Annotated in this window: 12 protein-coding genes, 1 riboswitch and 1 other annotated feature (1 of these 14 running past the window's edge); of the genes, 5 read left to right on the top strand and 7 right to left on the bottom strand. The window is 56.6% G+C overall.

Features of this window, described 5'->3' with window-relative positions:
- Window positions 1-290 precede the first annotated feature (290 nt).
- The 5 genes from H5T64_03125 (at window position 291) to H5T64_03105 (ending at window position 7,905) form a co-directional block, all read left to right on the top strand.
- Window positions 291-1,337 carry a peptidoglycan bridge formation glycyltransferase FemA/FemB family protein gene (locus H5T64_03125; GenBank protein MBC7263334.1) on the top strand — a complete coding sequence of 349 codons (1,047 nt, stop codon included), beginning with the start codon at window positions 291-293 and terminating at the stop codon, window positions 1,335-1,337.
- The gene (locus tag H5T64_03120; GenBank protein MBC7263333.1) at window positions 1,334-1,801 is read left to right on the top strand and encodes a GIY-YIG nuclease family protein; all 468 of its coding nucleotides are present in this window, start codon (window positions 1,334-1,336) and stop codon (window positions 1,799-1,801) included. The genes H5T64_03125 and H5T64_03120 overlap by 4 nt, the downstream gene beginning before the upstream one ends.
- Window positions 1,798-2,337, top strand: coding sequence for a DUF2478 domain-containing protein (locus tag H5T64_03115; protein MBC7263332.1), 540 nt, complete (start codon window positions 1,798-1,800; stop codon window positions 2,335-2,337). The genes H5T64_03120 and H5T64_03115 overlap by 4 nt, the downstream gene beginning before the upstream one ends.
- 137 nt (window positions 2,338-2,474) lie before the next feature.
- Window positions 2,475-2,666, top strand: a complete 192-nt coding sequence (locus H5T64_03110) for a zinc ribbon domain-containing protein (protein MBC7263331.1) — start codon at window positions 2,475-2,477, stop codon at window positions 2,664-2,666.
- A 295-nt stretch (window positions 2,667-2,961) separates the two neighbouring features.
- Window positions 2,962-7,905, top strand: a complete 4,944-nt coding sequence (locus H5T64_03105) for a right-handed parallel beta-helix repeat-containing protein (protein ID MBC7263330.1) — start codon at window positions 2,962-2,964, stop codon at window positions 7,903-7,905.
- Window positions 7,906-7,997: 92 nt separating this feature from the next.
- Here H5T64_03105 and H5T64_03100 read toward each other — a convergent pair whose 3' ends face one another.
- The 7 genes from H5T64_03100 to aspS form a co-directional block, all read right to left on the bottom strand.
- On the bottom strand, window positions 7,998-8,813 hold the full coding sequence (locus H5T64_03100; protein ID MBC7263329.1) for a heme ABC transporter ATP-binding protein: 816 nt from the start codon (window positions 8,811-8,813) through the stop codon (window positions 7,998-8,000).
- A gap of 61 nt (window positions 8,814-8,874) precedes the next feature.
- The gene (locus H5T64_03095) at window positions 8,875-9,915 is read right to left on the bottom strand and encodes an iron chelate uptake ABC transporter family permease subunit (protein ID MBC7263328.1); all 1,041 of its coding nucleotides are present in this window, start codon (window positions 9,913-9,915) and stop codon (window positions 8,875-8,877) included.
- A 69-nt stretch (window positions 9,916-9,984) separates the two neighbouring features.
- The gene (locus H5T64_03090; protein MBC7263327.1) at window positions 9,985-10,953 is read right to left on the bottom strand and encodes a cobalamin-binding protein; all 969 of its coding nucleotides are present in this window, start codon (window positions 10,951-10,953) and stop codon (window positions 9,985-9,987) included.
- Window positions 10,954-11,083: 130 nt separating this feature from the next.
- Window positions 11,084-11,224, bottom strand: a riboswitch (cobalamin riboswitch).
- A 47-nt stretch (window positions 11,225-11,271) separates the two neighbouring features.
- Window positions 11,272-15,315 (bottom strand): S8 family serine peptidase, encoded by a 4,044-nt coding sequence (locus H5T64_03085; protein ID MBC7263326.1) that lies wholly within the window; start codon window positions 15,313-15,315, stop codon window positions 11,272-11,274.
- 14 nt (window positions 15,316-15,329) lie between these two features.
- Window positions 15,330-16,838, bottom strand: a complete 1,509-nt coding sequence (locus H5T64_03080; protein MBC7263325.1) for a S8 family serine peptidase — start codon at window positions 16,836-16,838, stop codon at window positions 15,330-15,332.
- A 268-nt stretch (window positions 16,839-17,106) separates the two neighbouring features.
- On the bottom strand, window positions 17,107-18,177 hold the full coding sequence (locus H5T64_03075; protein ID MBC7263324.1) for a site-2 protease family protein: 1,071 nt from the start codon (window positions 18,175-18,177) through the stop codon (window positions 17,107-17,109).
- 139 nt (window positions 18,178-18,316) lie between these two features.
- Window positions 18,317-19,615: an aspartate--tRNA(Asn) ligase gene (gene aspS, locus H5T64_03070; GenBank protein ID MBC7263323.1), complete on the bottom strand. Its 1,299-nt coding sequence runs from the start codon at window positions 19,613-19,615 to the stop codon at window positions 18,317-18,319.
- Window positions 19,616-19,651: 36 nt separating this feature from the next.
- Window positions 19,652-19,844, bottom strand: a binding site (T-box leader) (it continues 32 nt past the right edge of the window).

The following is a 19,844-nucleotide window of genomic DNA, read 5'->3' as shown; positions in this document are numbered from 1 at the left end:
GTGAGTCTCCTCTCTCCCTAATCTGCTTTTGCATTGCAAACAGAGGACTGCGGTCGAAACTTCCGGTCAGACGACCGCATGCGTACCGAGGTCAGTCTAATTTCAGTTTAATACAAATTATACAGCACGAAAGCGTACCGTGTCAAAGACTCTAGACCGGCCATCCAGTACAAATAAAGGGTTCTCTTTCGTGAAGACGTTTGCCTTTCCCAAAAGATACGCAAATGAAAATGGGCAGTTTTCACTTTCGTTAGGTATAATAACCCTAATATTTTAAGGGAGACGGAGGAATGGTTCCTCCCATCAAGGTTACAATTGACGAGACCTCCTCACACTCGTGGGACGAATTTCAGCGTAGTGCTCCTGGTGGTCATCTTCTCCAGACTTGGGCTTGGGGCGAACTCAAGGGTCGGTTCGGCTGGGTGCCCCGCCGCGTGGCCGTCCACGCCGGCGGGCAGATGGTGGCCGCTGCCCAAGTTCTCTTCCGACCTTTGGCTGGGCTCAGTGTGGCTTACGTGCCCAAAGGGCCGGTTTTCCTCGCCACTGACGATGGGATTGCTTACGCGCTCCTCGCTGCCATCCATCGCCTGGCCCGTCATTCGCGTGCTATCTATCTGAAGGTAGAGCCAGATTGGGAAGAGGGTGAGATGGCCCATCGCTGGTGGCGCGAGAGGGGCTTTGTACCCAGCGCGGAGACCGTCCAGCCCCGGCGCACAGTGATCGTGAGCCTCCGGCCTGATGAAGGGGCGATACTGGCACAGATGAAACCTAAGACGCGCTACAATGTCCGCTTGGCCGAGCGCAAAGGTGTGGTTGTCCGGCCAGGTGATGCTACGAACCTGGCTGACTTCGCCCGTCTGATGGAGATCACCGGCCAACGAGATGGATTCAGTGTGCACAGCCCGGCCTACTACAAGGCGGTGTGGGAGCTCTTCGCTCCCCGCAGCCAGGCGCAGTTGTTCATTGCGGAGTACGAAGGCCGGCCACTGGCCGCACTGATGGTCTTCGCCTTTGGTCGCAAGGCATATTATATGTACGGCGGATCATCGAATGAAGAGCGCCAGCGAATGCCCAACCATCTCTTGCAATGGACAGCCATGCGCTGGGCCAGGGAACAAGGTTGTGAATTCTACGACCTGTGGGGCGTCCCCGATTATGAGTACGAGGACATGGCAGCCCAGGCCAAGCGCGAGGATGACCTGCCCTGGGGACTCTACAGGTTCAAGTTCGGTTTTGGAGGACGGGTCGTGCGCTACATAGGGGCGTATGATTACGTGTATATCAAGCCACTTTACGCCTTGTGGCGGCAAGCATGGGCTTGGCGGAGGCGGCTGTGATAAACCACTCACCACCTCCTCGCCCTGGCACCTATGTTCTGATACTCTACTTGCCGAAGGAGTTGTCTCTAATTGTGGGCGGGCTGGGCACGTTCGATCTTGAGCCAGGCTATTACACTTATGTGGGTAGTGCCAGAGGACCAGGGGGCTTGGCGGCGCGCATTGCTCGACATGCCCGCAAGGGAAATCCCTTGCGCTGGCACATTGACTATCTGCGCCCACATACGCAGTGGCGTGCGATCTGGTGGACCGAGTCTCCTCAGCGGTTGGAATGTAAGTGGGCCCAGGCCTTAAGTAGCCTGCCCGGCGCGACGAAGCCCATTCCCGGATTCGGTGCATCTGATTGTCAGTGTGTCACGCACCTATTGGCCTTTTCCATAGAGCCAGATGCAATGCTGGTCGCACGCCTACCAGGAACTGTGCATATTGCTGCTGGTGCTTTGGGAGGAGATCGTATACCATGATAAATGCCGTGCTCACCGGGCCCATCCATATCGGCAAGACCACCATCTGCCAGAAAGTCATCGCCCTGGTGAGAGAACGCGGCTACACAGTGCGAGGCATCTTGACGCCGCCCATAGTGGCCAAAGACGGAACTCGGCTGGGTTTGGCCATTGTAGATGTGGCCACTGGCGAACAGTATTGCTTAGCCCGCACCGATGTGGACTTAGGTGGTCCACGGGTGGGGATGTACAGTTTTGACCCGCGAGCGCTAGCGTGGGGACAAGCAAGGGTGGAACGCGCCGTAGACTCGCGATGTGATCTGTTGATTGTGGATGAGGTGGGCCGGTTGGAACTAGAAAGCAGCCAAGGATTCCTTGTGGTTTTCCCCATTCTGCGGGCCGGAATCTTCTCCCGCACCCTGATCGTCGTTCGCGAGACTCTATTGGACCACTTGCAGACACGGTTACCAGAAGTGAACTTCACCTGCTTCAAAGCCACCGTGAACAACCGAAATACCCTGCCCCAGACTATTGTCCAGAGGATGTTCTTGCCATAGCCTTAGCGCAGACAAGTGATCCGGCATTTTGACAAAAATCTGGGTCAGAGTATCATATACCCTGGTGGGGTACATGCAATCGGTGCTGCACTCTGATAAGCGTGGGCGCAGTCAAACCTTCATGGGAGTGGAAAACGATGCCCATCTATGAATACTTGTGTGAAGATTGTAACGAGAAATTCGAGGTTCTGGTGCGTTCCAGCACCAAACCCGATCTAGTCTGCCCCGTCTGCGGCAGCCGCAAGGTAGTGAAAGTCATTAGCCTCTTTGGTGTTACTGGGGGAACAGGAAGAAAGACGGCTGATTCCTGCGTGCCTACAAGTGGTTGAGGGGTGCGAAGATAGGGGCAAGTTGTGCCTCTCACTAAAAAGGCTATCCTCGACCATGTTTTTATCCAGACCGCTTGGTGGACGAGCCCAACATTAGAGAACCCACAGAGTTTGACACCACGAATTGTTACACGCTATAATGTTTTCGATGCTGCGTTTCGCGCTTTAGAGCAAGCCCGTATCTTTTCGCCAAGCCAATCGTCTAATGTGGTAGAATAGGCAGCGAACCTTGCCTTTCTAATGTTTTTTCTGCGTGCCGGACATTTGGTCACACACACCAACAAGGGGGCATGATATGATTCTCCGGGCAAGATTTGTCAGGCTCTTTATCCTCGCCTCTGTCACCACGGTGGTTCTCTTAGGATCGGCTTATATAGTCACTGCTCAGCGGGCCTCTGTGCTGGCTCCGTCCTCCACCGGCTACCTGATTGACGACGGTGGCCCCGGGTTCGAACCACCTGGCCCCTTCCCTCCCGCCCCGACTGGCTGGAGCCATTTCCCTGGCGGAGGCTATGGAGGGGCTTGCATTTACACCCCTCAGGATGGCACAGGCCACACCGTGAAATGGAAGCCAGACCTCGATGCGGGCTGGTATAAGGTATACGTGCACTATTGGGCCAACCAGGACGCGCAGACAGATCGGGCCCGCTATACCATCCGCCACAAATACGGCACGAAGACAGTGTACGTGAATCAGAAACTGGACTACCTCGGCAACCTCGTGCCTGCTCCCGGCGGCAACTCGGGCTGGGTACTATTGGGAATTTACTATTTCGATCGTGGTGTACCGGCTAGTCAATACGTCGAACTCAACGATGGACCAGCACAGCCCGCGCCTGTTCCCAATGTGGTGGCCGACGCCGTATGGTTCGCACCCTTGGAAGTATGGGTGGATGACAATTATGCCTCGGACTTAGGCAACGACGGTCACCTATGGGGTGTAACTGCATTTTCGGCCATCACCGACGGTCTAAAGGCTGTCGCGGAAGGCGGGACGGTACACATTGGCCCTAATGAGCCATTCCTACCTTACCGCGAGTACATCACTGTCACAAAGTCTATCACTCTTACCGGAGCCGGACCAGACCTGACGGTGATACAGGTCAATGGAGGCTATGCCGTCGGCATTGGAGCAAACAATGTCACCCTCTCTAATATGACCATACAGGCCAATCCATGGGCTGTCCCCGGCCCTGATGTCGGTATCGCAAACTTCGACGGCTCGACATGGCCAAACATAACAGGTTTCAAGATTGATAACTGCAAGATCCACGGTTTCAATCAGCATGGAATCCACATCAAGGAAGCCAGTGGCCAGATTGGCGTGAGCGCTGGCAACGTGATTACGGGAAATGAATTGGTAGGCATCTACATCGAGAACCCTTCCCCACCGGCCGTCGTGCCCGGGCCGGTTGTAATCGCTAACAATACATTGGGGTACGCCAGCGGCTCCCTGAAAAATCATGATTCGCATATTCGCCTGGACAACCCCATCACCGGGACCGTTGTGCGGAACAACGTCATCAATGGTTCCAACGGCGCGGTGGGAAATGAGGCCGGCATTTTAATCTACGACTGGGCCTATGATTTGACGTTGGAGGACAACACCTTCAATCGGGCTACTATAGGCATCAGCATGACCCAGGTGACTCCGAACATCGTGCAGAACACGAAGATGTATAGCAACACCTTCATCGCCGCCACGACGGGTACACCGACCGGCATACGCATGTATCGGGCGCCTGCCACTGCAACGGGTGCGCATACTACCATCCTTGGCGGCAGTGTTACAGCGGCCAACCGGTTCCGTGGCTTCCAGGGCAGCCAGCGGGCCTTGTATTTGCAGAACTACAGCCGTGATATCACTGCCACGATTAACGACTGGGGAGTTTGCAACCTGCGTGACATCGAAGATGAAATCCGGCATAATTATGACTCAGCAGCCCTGGGTCTGGTGACCTACGAGCCGGCCCTCTGTGTGCCAGCCACCCTCCAATTGACGGCCGATCCCAGCACTCTCCCCGCCGACGGCACAAGCCTGTCTACGCTACGCGCTACCGTTTGGGACGGGGCAGGACAACTGGTGCCTGATGGTACATTCGTGGGCTTCACGAGCACAATGGGGTCCACGATCTTCGGCTATGCAGAAGAGAACGACCCCGGCGTTACCTTGGCCGGTCCTGGGTGGGCGCTTGTACCAGATGGTAGCGCTAGCGGTGGCCAATATGCTGCTACCAACAACGTCGGGGATACGGCTACCTGGTCGTTTACTGGTACAGCGTTTTCGGTGATCTACCTCAAGAGTGTGGCGGGTGGCACAGCCAGCGTCTACCTGAACACGAGCCCTTCTCCCATTGCAACTATAGACATGAACACCAGTGGCCCCATCGAGTACAAGGTCGAGCGAGTGCTCACTAACACACTCGCCTCTGGCCGCTATACCGTGACGGTGCAATGCACAAGTGGCTGGATCTTTATCGATGCATTCCGCTCCGGCACGACCACCAGCGGTGGTCGTGCCACCACGCTCCTGACTGCAGCCTCCACGCCGGGTACAGGTGAAGTCTGGGCTACTGCCCCCAACGGCCGCATCATCACTGCCTTGACCACTTTGCCAGGTGTGGTCACCGGTACGGCGGCCATTACTTTCCAAGGAGCCGATACGGCAATCACCAAGACCCTGCTGTCGCCAACTACTGCTGTTCGGCCCAATGGACTGGTGACCTTCACTGTGGAGTACCATAATCTTGGCCCAGCCGCAGCGACAGGGGTGCGGGTGACGGATACATTGCCCATCACCGGGTTGCTCTTTGTGACCTCCACGTCCACCCCGAATGTGGGATACCCAACACCTGCGTCTCCTCAGGACCATGTCTGGAATGTGGGCACGGTAAATCCCAGTGCCCGGGGCTGGATCACATTGACTACTCGGGTGGATCCCAGTGTGCCCTGGCCCCTGAGTTGGGGGCTGACGAACACGGCGAGTATTGGCTCACGCACTAACGACCCAGTAGGTGGTAATAATCAAATGGGTGTAACGCTCACCGTCATCCCTGGCTTGCCCGCAGCCATCACACTGACTTCGCAGTACACGGGCGTACTGGTGCACAACCAGGACTGCCTGATCACGGCTACCGTCAGGGATGCCTGGGGGAATGCAGTAGCCAACGGCACGCCAGTAAACTTCAATACCACATTGGGCGGGCTCCCAACTAATCCCACCACATCAGCAACCACGACCGATGGGCAGGCGGTTGTCACACTGCGTTCGGGAGATGTGGCGGGCACGGCCACGGTCTGGGGTATCGCCGCCGCGGGGGTAGTGGATGACGTGCAGGTGAAATTCCTACCACTCGAGGCCTACACTGTGACAGTTACTGCAGCGCCAGAGGTCATCTCCGTAGGCGGAGAGAGATCTACCATCCGGGCACATGTAACGGACATCTACCGCAATAACGTGATGGACGGCTTGCTGGTTACCTTCACCACAACGCTCGGTGGCTTTCCGCCGCCCACTACGACAATCAGCGCGACGACAATGGATGGCAATGCGATTGTTGCCCTGACCTCGGGTGAGGCCCCAGGCACGGCAATCATCACGGCCACGACGGAGAACGGGCGTATGGGTGACACCACGGTAACATTCCGGGCCGGGATGGCATACACCGTCTCGGTAGCCGTGGCCGGGCCTTCGCCAGTGCCCTTGTGTGGTGCTCAGCGCGTAGTCACCGTAACGGCCACAGATCGGTTCGGCTCCCCGGTGCCTGATGGAACCAACATCTTCTTCAACGTCGAGATGGGCGGTCAGGGTTCCTTCGACCCGTCTATCGTGCCCACCGTGGGCGGGGTAGCCACTTCTACCCTGACCACTGGCGGTGTTCTCGGCGCAGGCTTCTTGCGCGTCGTCGTCTATGCGGCAGACTCAGCGGCCAGCGGCAGCGCAACCGTAGCACTGGTACAGGGTCCGCCGCATCACATCAACACGTACATAGACGCGCCCACTATCACCGTCCGCGACACCGGGCTGAATTCTTATGCCTCTATCCAGGCTATTGTTGAAGATTGCGGCAATAACCGCTTGCCGGCTGGCCTTACCGTAACCTATCGGACGAGTGGCTTAGGCGGGGCATTCTTAGAAAGTGGCACAAATATCTACACTACAACCACTTCAGCGGGAGGAGTAGCATTGGCCACCTACCGCAGTGATGTCCAGCCGGGCTTGGCTCCCATCACTATCACGTGCGGTCCGGCAACGAAAGTGGTCACAATAACGGTTGATCCCGGCCCGCCAGCCTATATTGATTCCACTGTCCTACCCACCACCATCCGCAACTGTGGGGGCACCGCGACCCTCTCTGCCGTGATTGTGGACAAATGGTTGAACCGGGTAAAAAATGGCACGCTAGCAACCTTCTCCGCCAACAAGAATTTGGTCTCGTTCTCGCCCACGCAGATGGGCACGATTAACGGTATGGTAACGACGACTGTCCGCTCTCGCAACGAGATCCTACCCCACATCCCAGAGACGGAGCAGGTAGTGGTGCAATCCGGTGGCCAAATCGGACCGGCAAACCTGGACATCATTGCCGGCGTGCCCTTTAGTGTGACAATAACCACAACTCCAGATTCGGTGCCCATCCTCGGACACGACATGACGGTGAACGCGCGAGTGCAAGACTGTGCAGGTAACCCCGTGGACGATGGGACTGCCGTGCAGTTCCAGACCGATAAGGGGCTCTTCCTCACCGGCAGCCGTTTCTATGATGCAACCACGACTGGAGGAGTAGCCACGGCCACACTGCGCTCGGGCGACATCGCTGGGACAGTGCACCTGACGGCCACTGTGAACAGCGTGATCGGTACGGCCTCCGCCTATTTCATCCCCGGACCGCCGTACTATGTGGACGTGGCCGCTTATCCACCGAACATCCCTGCTGACGGCCTGGCAGTGTCTACGGTCTCGGCCTTGGTACAAGATGAAAAGGGTAACACCGTCGAGAACGGCACGCGAATCGGATTCACCACGAACTTCGGAACGTGGGTCGAGAGTGGCACGACCGCCTATACCAGCACTACCACAAGCGGCATTGCCATCGCACACTTGCGGGCCGACGTCGTCCCACACATAGCCGTGGTTTGGGCCCGTGCAGAGAACGGCCGTGGCAATTTCACCTATGTGACTTTCCAGGCAGCGCTGAAGGTGTACATGCCACTTATCATGAAAAACAACACCCGTTAACGTCATCCCACGAGAGAAGGGGACTGGCTCGCAGGAGCCAGTCCCCTCTCTTGTTTTCCCCCACAGGAGGGCCTCTGTGAAAGCGTCACTCGCTATCTTTCCAGTGCGTGAGGCAGCACTGTGATCTGGGGCACACCTTGGCAGGTTGGGTGTTCCAACACTCGAACATCGGCACCAAAGACGCCACGCAAGGTAAACTCGTTTAACACTCGTTCCGGCGGACCATCCACCACCAGCCGACCTCTGTTCAATAGCACCAAGCGTTCGAAATAAAGGGCGGCCAGGTTCAGGTCGTGTATAGCGGCCAACACGGTGACTTTGTCCCCTGCATTCAATCGTTTGATGAGTTCCAGCATCTCAACCTGGTGGTTGATATCCAGGTGTACTGTTGGCTCGTCCAGGAGCAGGATCTCCGGCTCTTGGGCCAGAGCCATGGCAATGACCACACGACGTTGCTCTCCTCCAGATAACTCATTGAAGGGACGCTCGGCTAATTCAATCGTGCCTGTGGCCTCCATCACCCGCTCGACCACTACACGGTCTCGCTTGCTCTCGCCCCGCCAAGCCCGAATGTAAGGGGTGCGGCCCATCATCACCAGTTCGTGGACGGTGAAGGCGAAGGGGACATTTAGGTCCTGCGGTACCACGGCTATGCGACGAGCCATCTCGCGTCGGGGGATGTATCGCACATCGCGTCCCCCCAAATACACAGCGCCGGCTTTGGGCTTGAGAAGCCCGCTCAGTAACTTCAGCAGCGTGGTTTTACCAGAGCCATTGGGCCCGATGAGTCCCACGAGTTCACCGCACTGCAATTTCAAGGTAACATCCGAAAGCACATCGCCATCATAGTAAGAGAAACTCACGCCACGAGCATAAAGCACGTACTCCGCCTGGCTTGTCAGGGGCATAGCCGGGCCCACCAATGCCGAAAAGGGATGACGCGGCACTTCGATGGTCACGGATACCTCCTCAGAAATTATATTCCTTCTTGCTGCGGCGCAGCAGGTAGATAAAGAAGGGCGCACCCATCATTGCGGTGACAACACCCACTGGCAGTTCTGTTGGCGATAAGAGCATCCGAGCAATCAGATCGGCCAACACCAGAAATGAGCCACCTAAGAGCGCTGATGCTGGCAGGAGCAGGCGGTGATCGGGACCGAGGATGAGACGCGCTGCATGGGGCACCACCAATCCAACGAAGCCCACAAGTCCACTAACCGAAACCGCAGCCCCAGTAAGTAGCGAACCTACCATCAGCAGGGCCAATTTCCGTTGTTCTACTCGCACACCCAGGTAAGCAGCCTGCTCCTCGCCTAAGAGAAAGGCGTTGAGATCTCGTGCCATACCATAGGCCATAAGCATTCCCAGCATCACGAGCGGAATCACAATGGTCAATGGTACCCAACCAGCGGTACTAACCCCACCCATCGTCCACAACACCACCTTTCGCAGTGCATCTCCACTAAGCAGCATCAGGAAGGACATCAGTGCTGCCATCATGGAACTCAGCGCAAAGCCCGAGAGGAGGAGTGTGGTGATAGGGGTGGCTGGGCCCACGCGGGCAATATTGTAGACGGCGAGCACTGCCAAAAGCGCCCCAGTGAAGGCGAAAACCGGGATGGGTGTGAATCCGAGCCAAGTCCTGCCCACCGGCAGGAGCATAGCGATAGTAGCGCCTAATGCCGCACCGCCCGAGGTCCCGATGATATAAGGATCAGCCATCGGATTGCGCAGCAAGCCCTGGAATATCACCCCCGCCACTGAGAGCGCTGCCCCTACAATCACGGCGGTTAGCACTCGGGGCAAGCGAATATCCCAGATGATAGCCTCCTCTGCGGCTTTCCAGATAGGCGTTGATGAGAGCCTCATCACGCGACTTGCAATGATCGCCGCCACCGTATCTGGGCTGATGGTAACGCTGCCTTGAGAAGCGGCCAACGTAATGCAAAGCACCAGGCATAAACCCAGAGCTATCAAAACGACCGATCTTTTCCCACGTATGCTGTTCATATTTGTTATTACCTCGCGCTGCATCCGAGCGGACGTACTCCTCTCGTCCGCTCGGATGTGCCTCAGATTCTATTGAGGAAAGACCTCGGGATGAATGAGTCTGGCCAGCGTCTCCAAGCCCTGCACCACGCGGGGGCCAGGGCGACTGATCAGATTATCGTCTATGGGATAGACGGCTCCATTTCTCACCGCCGTAATAGCATCCCAGCCAGGACGGGCGGCCACCATCTCGGGTGAGATGCCCCACAGAGCATCGCCCAGCAGGATAACGTCTGGGTTTTGGGCGATGATGTCCTCACTGGAATACTGCGCCCATGCGGCCTCCGCATTGGCAGCGATGTTAACCCCACCCGCCATGCTGATAAATTTGTCATGCCAAGTGCCAGGGCCTGGGGTCCAGGGTCTATTGGGATCGGTGGCGTCTAGTTCGTAGAAGATTTTGGGTCTCGTGTTCGTTGAAGCGACTGTATCCAGTACCGATTGGACGCGGGTTTGCATCTCTTGAACCAACGCGGCTCCTGCCTCAGGCACGCCACAGGCGTCAGCCACCAACTGGATATCATGGTAGATACCCTCCAGGTCGGTGGGCGCCAACACCAGCACTTTCAGACCGAGTTCCTTCAGTTTGGCTACGGTTTCTAATTGGCGTGATCCGCCGATGGCTAGTACGAGATCAGGCTCCAGAGCCAGAATCTTCTCCAGGTTGGGTTCTATACCACCGATTTTCTCGATGCTTGCTGCCTCAGGTGGATAATCGCAGAAGTCCGTCACGCCCACCACACGGTCGCCCAGGCCCAGGGCAAAAAGGATTTCCGTGTTGCTTGGTGAAAGTGAAACAATGCGCTCGACGGAACCTGCGATCTGCACCACACGCCCGGCATCATCAGTGAAGGTGGAGATTGGCGTGGGCGTCAGCGAGAGCGGCGTAAATGTGGGTAGTGGCGCGGGGGTCGGCCGAGTTGCTAATACGCTGCACCCGCTCACCAAGAGCACACACACCACAAGGGTGAGACTGAAAGCCAAAGTGAACTTCTTCATATCTGCATTCTCCTCCATCAACTTTGTTTGCTCTGCATCCGGAAACGAAAACCCCTTGCCCATCGGGACAAGGGGTTTGTCAATCTAATGGTATTCTGATCATTGCTTCCTACCCCCTTTCTCTCGAAGGTTCTCGGAACAGCACAGAGGCAGGTATCCTGGCTCTTCCACAATGTGGAATTACAGTTGCGGGACAGCGCCGGACTCGCACCGGACTTCCCCTTTTCAGCCTAGCCTTTCGGACAAGGTCACCCCTGCTGCAATATTCAATTTAGTTTGATTATAGCACAATCACTCCAAAACTGCAAACACGCGCCGTCACCAGGGCCACTGCTCAGCGCTCTTGACCATGATGGGGAGAAATATCGTCGGCCATTGCTGAGTCACCACGCAACGCACGGGCACCTCTATTGCTCGCCAGGCTCCCGCCGGACCCAGGAAAAGACAGCCCTCCCAGTTGCCTGGGCTAAGCAGTTGGTCCAATCGAATAGTGATAGTCACCATCTGTCCGGCATGGATAGAGCCATCAGGCACATCTTGCGCCGCGATCCCAGTCCCTTGGGGCCGGCGCACATGCAACATGACATGACCAGGCTGGTGAGCGAAATTGACCACCTCGAGACGGTAGAGTCCATCTGGTGGAGTGAGCAGGCGAATGGACTCTTCGGCAGCAATGTTGCTGGAAGAGGCTACCTTTTCCCACATGCTCTGTGACTCATCCCAGCGCCACAAGTGCAAATCCACATCTGCAACAGTGCTTTCGTGAGCGTAAGTCGCGAATTCCAGTAAACCCGCTCCAGATAGGGAGTATTCGCGAATGATGTTGGCGTAGGACGACTCCCAAGTTAGCATCTCCGTCAGGTCCGGGCTCAACCCATACGCCCGGACCTCGATGCCCTGAGGAAACTCCATACTCGATTGGAGGTTCAGCGTCACGATTGTTCCAACAGGGGAGTCGTCAGGAAACCGGAGCGATAATGGCTCCAGTTGGACGGTGCCAACATCAGCACGGAAAGGCAAAGAGATGCTCTCGCCGCCGAAGAGCACGTTCTGGAATCGCACCATGTGCAAGCCCCGGCTCAGCGGGGCAAAGATCCAGTCCTCGCTCCCCCCCGAGTTTGTATCAAACACCCAGTGCGGGCGATCACCGACGGTCACGCGAGCGCTGCCTCCCACCTGTGCTAACCCATGGGGTCCAAAGAATGTGGGGTTACTAGCGCTGAACGCATCGGCCTTGGGGCCGAAGATAAGCGTGTCCACATCATTCGGGGGCGCGCCCTGCCAAGTGCTGTGCACAGCAAGCAGCGTCCCTGCAGGCGGCTGTTCCGACTGGTCCATAAAGAACGTGCGCCAGTCGCCTGATTCAGGTTTGTCAGATCCCAACCCGTGCATCTGGCTGTTATCATAGGGCCTCCCTGCTGCCGCCCCACCGAGCACTAGGGGCTGGCGGATAGTGCCAGCCACGTTCACTACCACTGGCACGGCGGTAGTGCGGCGCGAATCGTGGACGAAGATGTGGCCACCGTAGAGACCTGTGGAATACTCTTCTGGCACCCTCAAGGCGGCGGTGAAGGAGATAGAGTCCCCCGCAGGAACAGTCAGGACAAGTTCTCGCTCTTGGTCCTCACCCAGGAAATGGATCCAATCCCAATCTTGGATGCCATAGAAACGTGCCTCGTAGTGCAATGTAGCGGTGGGGATGGTCAAAGCACGAACACTGTGGAAAACTCCCAGGTAAATGTCGGTCTCCACTCTGCCCAGGGGATCATGGACACGGACCTCCTGGCCGTTGGCTATGTTCTCCGCTCCTCCGAAACGGTTATATTCGCCGTAGTCTATCTCGTTGCTATTGACGCAACCATTGCCATTGCTGTCGGTCCACAAGTTGCCATCGGCGTTGGCATCCCACCAATTATAGATAACGATACTGAACACATTGTTGCCTGGGGGCACATAAGATGTTGGGTCCCCTGGCGAGTAATCTGTATCGAAGGTATCCAGAGGCTGCGCCAACCGAGCGATCATAAGCCTCGTCTCCTCTGGGATCTGGGCCTTGGGAATGCGAACCAAATAGTCTGGTCGCCCCGGGTTGAAACTGGATTCCTGCCACCGGTCTGCTGTTCGCAGCGTACCGGTAATAGGGTCTCCTATCTCCACGAGGTGGCCTGCGCGGACAAACACCACTTGGTCCTCTGGACCGGGGTTGTACAGCGTGAAAGTTTGCTCGCTCGCCTCCCCCGGGTGAAGGAGATGTGGGAACCCGGGATACTGGACACCTGCATAGTCGCCAGCCTCCCAGTGGGCGGGTGATATACGAATGCCTGGCAATCCCGCAGCGAGAGCAGTTGCGTTGGCTGCGCTGACCAACCCGGCCCCGGCCGTGAAGGGGTCCTCACCAGTGTAGGTGGCGCCAGCCATGAGTAGATCGCGTGCTTCATCGTAGGTAGGTTGGCATCCGCCGTGGGCTTGGGTGTAGGCGTCATAGATGAGCGAAAGTACAGCGGCGACAACCGGTGCAGCGCGGCTTGTCCCAGCCCACATCGTCCATGCATTCCAACTATCCCCACCATATAACATATTCACCGGCACGTCCCCAGTACCCCAACCACCGTTTGCCATCACCGTAACGCCCGTGTCGCCAAGAGCACCGGGCCCTCGGTTCGAGAGGCCCTGGAAGTCGCCATAGGTACACTGCCGCCTGCTCAAGAAGGGGTCTGCCCCAGGGCCTGTGTAGGCGTATTGGGTAGATGCGGCAACGTGGACACCGGTTGGCGGGTGAGGGCTGTTCACTGTGCCGTACCCAGGACCACCATTGCCGGTTGAATCTACCAGAGTCACGTGGGGATTGAGTTTGGTATTCATCTCGGCAATGGCGCGGGAGAGGTAATCCCACCCACCCATGTCGGTGTAGCCCGAGCCGAAGCTCTGGCTAATAATCTGTGCATCATCGCAGTGAAAGTCGCCATCGGGGACGCCGTCGTAACCCCGCATCAGAGCCTGATACCAGTCCAATAGGGCACCCCCCGCATAGAAGTCGCCGGTGGCTATAACAAGGGTATCTTTCCCACCCGCCTGTACCATGCCGGTGCCGGGGGTGCCATCTCCTGGTGTTTTCCATACTGGTCGACCGGGGCCAGAGCCATCAATGATCCCTCGCGAGGCCACATTAGAGGCACAGAGGGTGCCGTGGGAACCACCACGGCCCACATCGTTGATGGCGAAACAGATCATGTCACCTTTGGCAGGAGGTGGCGTGTCCGGGAAGAGATAGTCCATAGTCGGGATGTGGTGTGCGCCATCCGCGATGAAATAGATCATGCCACCGGACAAATTCGGGTAGCCATTGCCATCGCTATCCCAGCAAGAGATTTCATCGCCAATGGTACATGGTTTATCATCAGTGAAGTCGCGGTTGTGGTTGAGATCCACATACACCGTATCGTAGTCGTCGCGTTGGCCATTGCCATCCAGGTCAGCGCGGCCCTCGTCAGCCAGTAGGATGGCAACGGGTTCGCCATAGAGGGAAGCCAGGGCGCGGTCCGGATGGTAACCCATGCGCACCAGGTTAGTCTTAGAAGTCGCTGGGACGGTATAGAGGACGTCGTCAAAGACCACCGTCTGAGCTGAAGATATGGGCAGCGCCGTGCGGGTATTCACATAAAAACCCCAGTTCCCGTGCTCATCTGGCGGGTCGAGGACGTACCAAAGCATAGACCACGCATCCACCACAATAGGCCACCCCATGGGCTCGCCGTCCTTGTTCGTGACGTAGTAGGGAGATTCAGAGTCAGTGATCCGCGCCTGTTTGCCCATCAAATCAGGATGACCGAAGTCCACACCATCGTCGAGAACAGCAACGAATACCCCATTACCGGTAAAACCATTCGCCCAGGCGGTTTCCCATCCTACATAGTCTTTCTCAAACCAGCCACTGGCCCATGCCTGGTCATCGCTCAATAAAAGTGCCTGTTCTTCATTATTCGTTTGGGTCAGAGATGCCGGATAGGGCTCTGGACGCGGAAAACCGGTCGCCATGACGGCCTGGACGCTGGGCGATGAGGCTAACTTGGAGAGGCGATCGGCACGGATGTAACCGGTAATGCGCGGGCCGAAGGGTTCCAGCGAGGGACGGAGAAGGGCGCGTTCAAAAAGGGGCATCAAATCAACGCCTGGCTGGACGATGCAATCCACCAGTACTAACCCCTGGCTTCCGGAGTGTGCCAGGTCACGAAGACGGGGGTCTATCTTGGCAACTATTTCCTCTGGTGTGGGCTGGTGATCGTCAGCGTGTGTAGGGAAGGGGGAAAAGGATATGCTGAGCAAAGCAAACATCAGAAGCCAGCGCCAAATGGATGCCCTCACAACTGGTAACCTCATCAGGGCGATGTTTCGTGAATCTCTAAGAATGATATGGAGTCTTTGTGAACCCTTGGGAATAACAATCGGTAGGCCCAGAACTGCACCTCCACCGACTCGCTGACCCCATTGACCATGGCCGTGACCACGGATGTGCCGGGTTCCCATTCCGATGTTAGTGTGGTTTCCGCGAGGCCATCGTGGGTTCCAACGATAGTGGATGACAGCCGACCTAAGGTGGCGGCGAAGGTAACGAGTGTGCCATCGGGTACCGCTCGGTCTTGGGAATCCACCACAAGAGCGTGGACAATCGCCGTCTCGCCACCAATGCGAATAGACGAGGGTTGGGCGCTGAGGATGAGCCGGTTGGGCAAACTCACCGTCTGGCTTACGGCGGCACCCACATCAAGCCGCCCCCAACCGATGAACTCATCCCATCCCGCTGCCAAAGGTGCATTGGTATCCGTGGCTGTATGTAGCAAGATATCCGCCACCTCTACGTTGGTGTAACGAGAGTTGAGAGACCAGAGGAGAGCTGCAGCACCTGAAACGTGGGGCGCTGCCATTGAGGTGCCGGATTTGACGAAATAGTTGCCTCGCCACCAAGTACTGTAGATAGGACCACCAGGTGCAGCGATATCCACCTGCGGGCCATGGTTGGAATAAGAAGCGCGTTGGTCGCTCTGGTCTGTTGCGGCGACTGCGAGAACGTGCTGACATGCGGCTGGATAGAGCACCGGTCCACCATCATTGCCCGCGGCGGCCACCAGGAGCGCTCCAGCATCGTGAGCATGGGTAATTGCATCCTGCAATGCTTGTGACTGGTCTGACCCACCCAGACTCAGGTTGACCACTCTTGCTCCCTGCTCCACCGCATATAGCAGGCCAGCAATGATATCCGAATACCACCCTTCGCCATTGGAATCCAGCACCTTTACCGGCAAGATGCGGCAGCCCCAACACATCCCTGCTACACCGAGGCCATTGTTGGTATCGGCAGCAGCGATGCCCGCGACATGTGAGCCGTGTCCGTTATCATCCTGAACGTTACCGTCCTCGGCCGGGACGTAGTCGAAGCCTACACGTTTGTGATAAAAATGCCAGCCGTTCACATCGTCCACTTTGCCGTTACCGTCATCGTCTAAACCGTTGCCAGGTATCTCGCTGGGGTTTCGCCAGATTTTCGCTTGCAAGTCCTCGTGATCGAGATCCAAGCCGGTGTCCAAAAAGGCGATGATCACGGTTTCAGATCCGGTGATCACATCCCACGCCGCAGGCGCGTTCACAATGCTCATATTCCATTGTTGCGCCCAGTAGGGATCGTTAGGTACTCCTAAAGCCCTCACGCGCTGATCGTGCTCAGCGTATATGACAGAGGGAGTAGCCCAAAGCACATGCAACGCGTTTGTCTCCAGGCCAGGCGTAAGGACGACCTCATAGAGGCTTAACTGCGGGTATTGCCTCAAAATGTAGCCCCGACCATCCAACAGCGCGTTCATAGATTTTGGGGAGATCGCTGCTTTGACCAAAACGCGAGTGCTCCCGCTGTCTGAATACACAGGTTTAGGCGCTATCAAAAGGGACAATATCGCCAAACTCGAGACAATACACGACACATGGCTAAGACAGCGGACTCTCACAATACTGTGTCCCCTTTCCACTATATAAGACGGTTTCAAGCAGGCTGCGATACGCCAATGCAGAATGGAGCCTAGAAGAGGGGATCCGATGCATTGAGTAAACGGGCATCGGTATGACAGTCACCGCAATGGCTGAAATGCAGAGGAGGTAGTCCAATCAGTGCTTCAAGCCGAGAGGGTTCACAATGTCCTGATATGTGACGACCAAAAGGAGTATTAACATCAAGACCAAACCGACCAAATGAATCAAACTCTCTTTGGCTGGGTCCATACGCTTGCGGCGTACGATTTCGAGGCTTAGAAATGCCAGTCGCCCGCCATCCAGACCAGGTAAGGGCAGTAGATTGATGGCAGCCAAAGATGCACTAAGGGTAGCAACCAGTCGCAGGAAGTAGAACCAATGACCAGTTGTGGTCACTTCTAAGGCCGCCCGCCCAGCGAGTTGCCCCAACCCCACTGGTCCCACTGGCCGCACTAAATCGGGCGGGATAAGGCCCTGAAGTACTTTGAGCGGGATGGCGAACACGAAAACTATAGCAGCAATCGACTCGGTGAAGCCGCGCCAAAGGGCTTCGAGGAGCGGGTATCGAACTATCTGTACCCACCCCGCCCTATTCGCAATGGTTACCCCGCGGCTTTCCGGCCTGTCAAACCAGGGCCTTCCTGCAGGAAGCCGAACAGCAAAACGGCGGCCGCTACGACGGACTTCCACGGTCCTAATGGCTCCGTCCCGCGAGCGGCTGTATGAGATTAGTTCCAGCACACTACTCACCTCTGTTTCATCCGCCAGGAGGATGTCATCGCCCTCTCGAAAGCCCACTGCTGCGCCCACCGAACCAGGAAATACCCTTTCGACTGTAACTACCGTTTCGGGAACCTCCACCCAGCCAGTAACAAAGCAGGTGGCGAAGAGAGCCGCCGAGAAGAGAAGGTTCATGAAGGCGCCGCCAGCGACCATGGCAAACCGCTGACCCACGCTGTGGCTATGGAATGTGAGGTCTTGGGAAAAATCATTGTTATCCGAAACGCGAACAAAGGCGGCGAAGGGTATTAGGTTCAAGGTGTAATCGGTGTCCCCAATCCGTCCCAGGGTGAATAGACGAGGTGGATAGCCAAGGCCGAATTCTGCCGCCTTTATGCCAACCAGCCGGGCTACAAACAAGTGTCCCAACTCATGGACCGTCATGAGCAAACTCAACACTAGAAATGCAGCCAACGCCGAGAGCAAGATATACCCCCTCATTTCCTGTTAGCGCTTGCGATGTAATTATAATGCCAATGGGGTGCTTTCGCAACAGTAATCGTTGTTTGGGGTGCTGACAATCCTCGATTACGGGATACTCTAAGTCTCGCCACCCTTTGGAGCATCAGGGTGAAAGGCGTGTCATATCGCGGGGAAACAGGGTGGCCTCACGCAAGTTGGATAGTCGGGCGAACTGCATCATTAGACGTTCTAACCCCATGCCAAAGCCGCCGTGAGGGGGCATCCCGTATTTGAAGGCCTGCAAGTAACCCTCGAAGCCACGCACACTCAACCCCCGGCGAGCCATGCTTTCCACCAATTGGCTGTATAAGTGAATTCGCTGGCCACCCGTTGTGATCTCGCAGCCACGGAAGAGCAGATCGAAACTGTGGCTATGTTCTGGGTCGACGGGATCAGGCATAGTGTAGAAAGGTCGTTTCGCCGTAGGATAATGAGTGACGAAGATGAACTCAGAGCCCCACTCCTCCTGTGCATATCGGCAAATCAACTCTTCCTCCGCGGGAGCAAGATCCATCTCCACCCCCGAGGGCACACCGTAGCGCTCTGTGATTACCTGCTGGGCCATGCGAAACTTGATGCTGGGTATCTCCGGTGGCACATCTGGCAGGTCTAATCCTGCCTGGTCGGCCAGGTCTTCGGCTTCACGTAAGCGTGCTACGATATGGCGTATCGTTTCAGAGAGGATATGCATTACATCTCGGTGATCCTGGATAAACCCCATCTCCACATCTAGACTTACGTACTCATTGGTATGGCGGGCTGTGCTATGTGGTTCAGCGCGAAAGACGGGGCCCACTTCGAAAACGCGTTCAAACACGCCCACCATGATCTGCTTGTAGAGTTGCGGGCTCTGTGCCAGATAGGCGGGTTGGCCGAAATAGTCAATGGCGAAAACATTCGCCCCGCCTTCTGTGGCCGTGCCAACGATCTTCGGGGTCTGTATCTCCACGAAGCCCGCCTTAGTCAGGAATTCGCGATAGGCATTTAACGCAATGGCAGCGGCATGGAAAAGAGCCCGCTTCTGAAGATGGCGCAATCCGATAGGCGCGTAATCTAAAAAGACATCCAATCCTGGTTTGAGCACCTTCTTATTGATCTCGAAGGGTGTCGGTTCCGTCACTGGCGAGAGAACGGTTAATTCGCAATCGTGTAACTCTAGTCCCCCTGGTGCTCGTGGTTCCTCCGCCACTGTGCCTATTATCTCCAGCACAGTTTCGGCCTGCAGGCCTTTCAGTTTTTCCACCTGGTCTGGTTGATCCAAGAGGACCTGGAAAGTGCCCGACCCATCTCGGAGGACTAGGAAATTGATGCGTCCCATGCGACGCAAATTGTGCAGCCAGCCACACAAGCGCACCCGCTTGCCGACGTGTAAATGCGCTTCATTGGTCCGCACTCGCTCCATCTGACTACCTCCCATTGGAAAGAAAATACTCCGTCCGCAAAGGACGGAGCATGGTCCGTGGTGCCACCTTTACTTTGCCGCTTGAAGCGGCCTCGAGGCTCGTTAACGGGAGCACCCGGCGGGCCCTACTCGCAACTTGCAATCTGTCGGTTCGAACCCGCGGCTCCGGAGCGTCTTTCAGGACACCCGTGAGGCCGCCTCTCAGCAACGCGGCTCTCTGTGCTCCGGT

Source organism: Chloroflexota bacterium (genome assembly GCA_014360825.1).
Lineage (GTDB): Bacteria > Chloroflexota > Anaerolineae > UBA2200 > JACIWT01 > JACIWT01.
The sequence above is the reverse complement of the archived record's forward strand: the minus strand, read 5'-3'. Positions and strand labels throughout refer to the sequence as shown.

Bases quoted from the DNA above. Each gene is read 5' to 3' on its own strand.
- H5T64_03095 (MBC7263328.1), bottom strand. From the start codon at position 9,915: ATGAACAGCATACGTGGGAAAAGATCGGTCGTTTTGATAGCTCTGGGT.
- aspS (MBC7263323.1), bottom strand. From the start codon at position 19,615: ATGGAGCGAGTGCGGACCAATGAAGCGCATTTACACGTCGGCAAGCGG.
- H5T64_03105 (MBC7263330.1), top strand. From the start codon at position 2,962: ATGATTCTCCGGGCAAGATTTGTCAGGCTCTTTATCCTCGCCTCTGTC.
- H5T64_03115 (MBC7263332.1), top strand. From the start codon at position 1,798: ATGATAAATGCCGTGCTCACCGGGCCCATCCATATCGGCAAGACCACC.
- H5T64_03110 (MBC7263331.1), top strand. From the start codon at position 2,475: ATGCCCATCTATGAATACTTGTGTGAAGATTGTAACGAGAAATTCGAG.
- H5T64_03125 (MBC7263334.1), top strand. From the start codon at position 291: ATGGTTCCTCCCATCAAGGTTACAATTGACGAGACCTCCTCACACTCG.
- H5T64_03100 (MBC7263329.1), bottom strand. From the start codon at position 8,813: ATGCCCCTGACAAGCCAGGCGGAGTACGTGCTTTATGCTCGTGGCGTG.
- H5T64_03090 (MBC7263327.1), bottom strand. From the start codon at position 10,953: ATGAAGAAGTTCACTTTGGCTTTCAGTCTCACCCTTGTGGTGTGTGTG.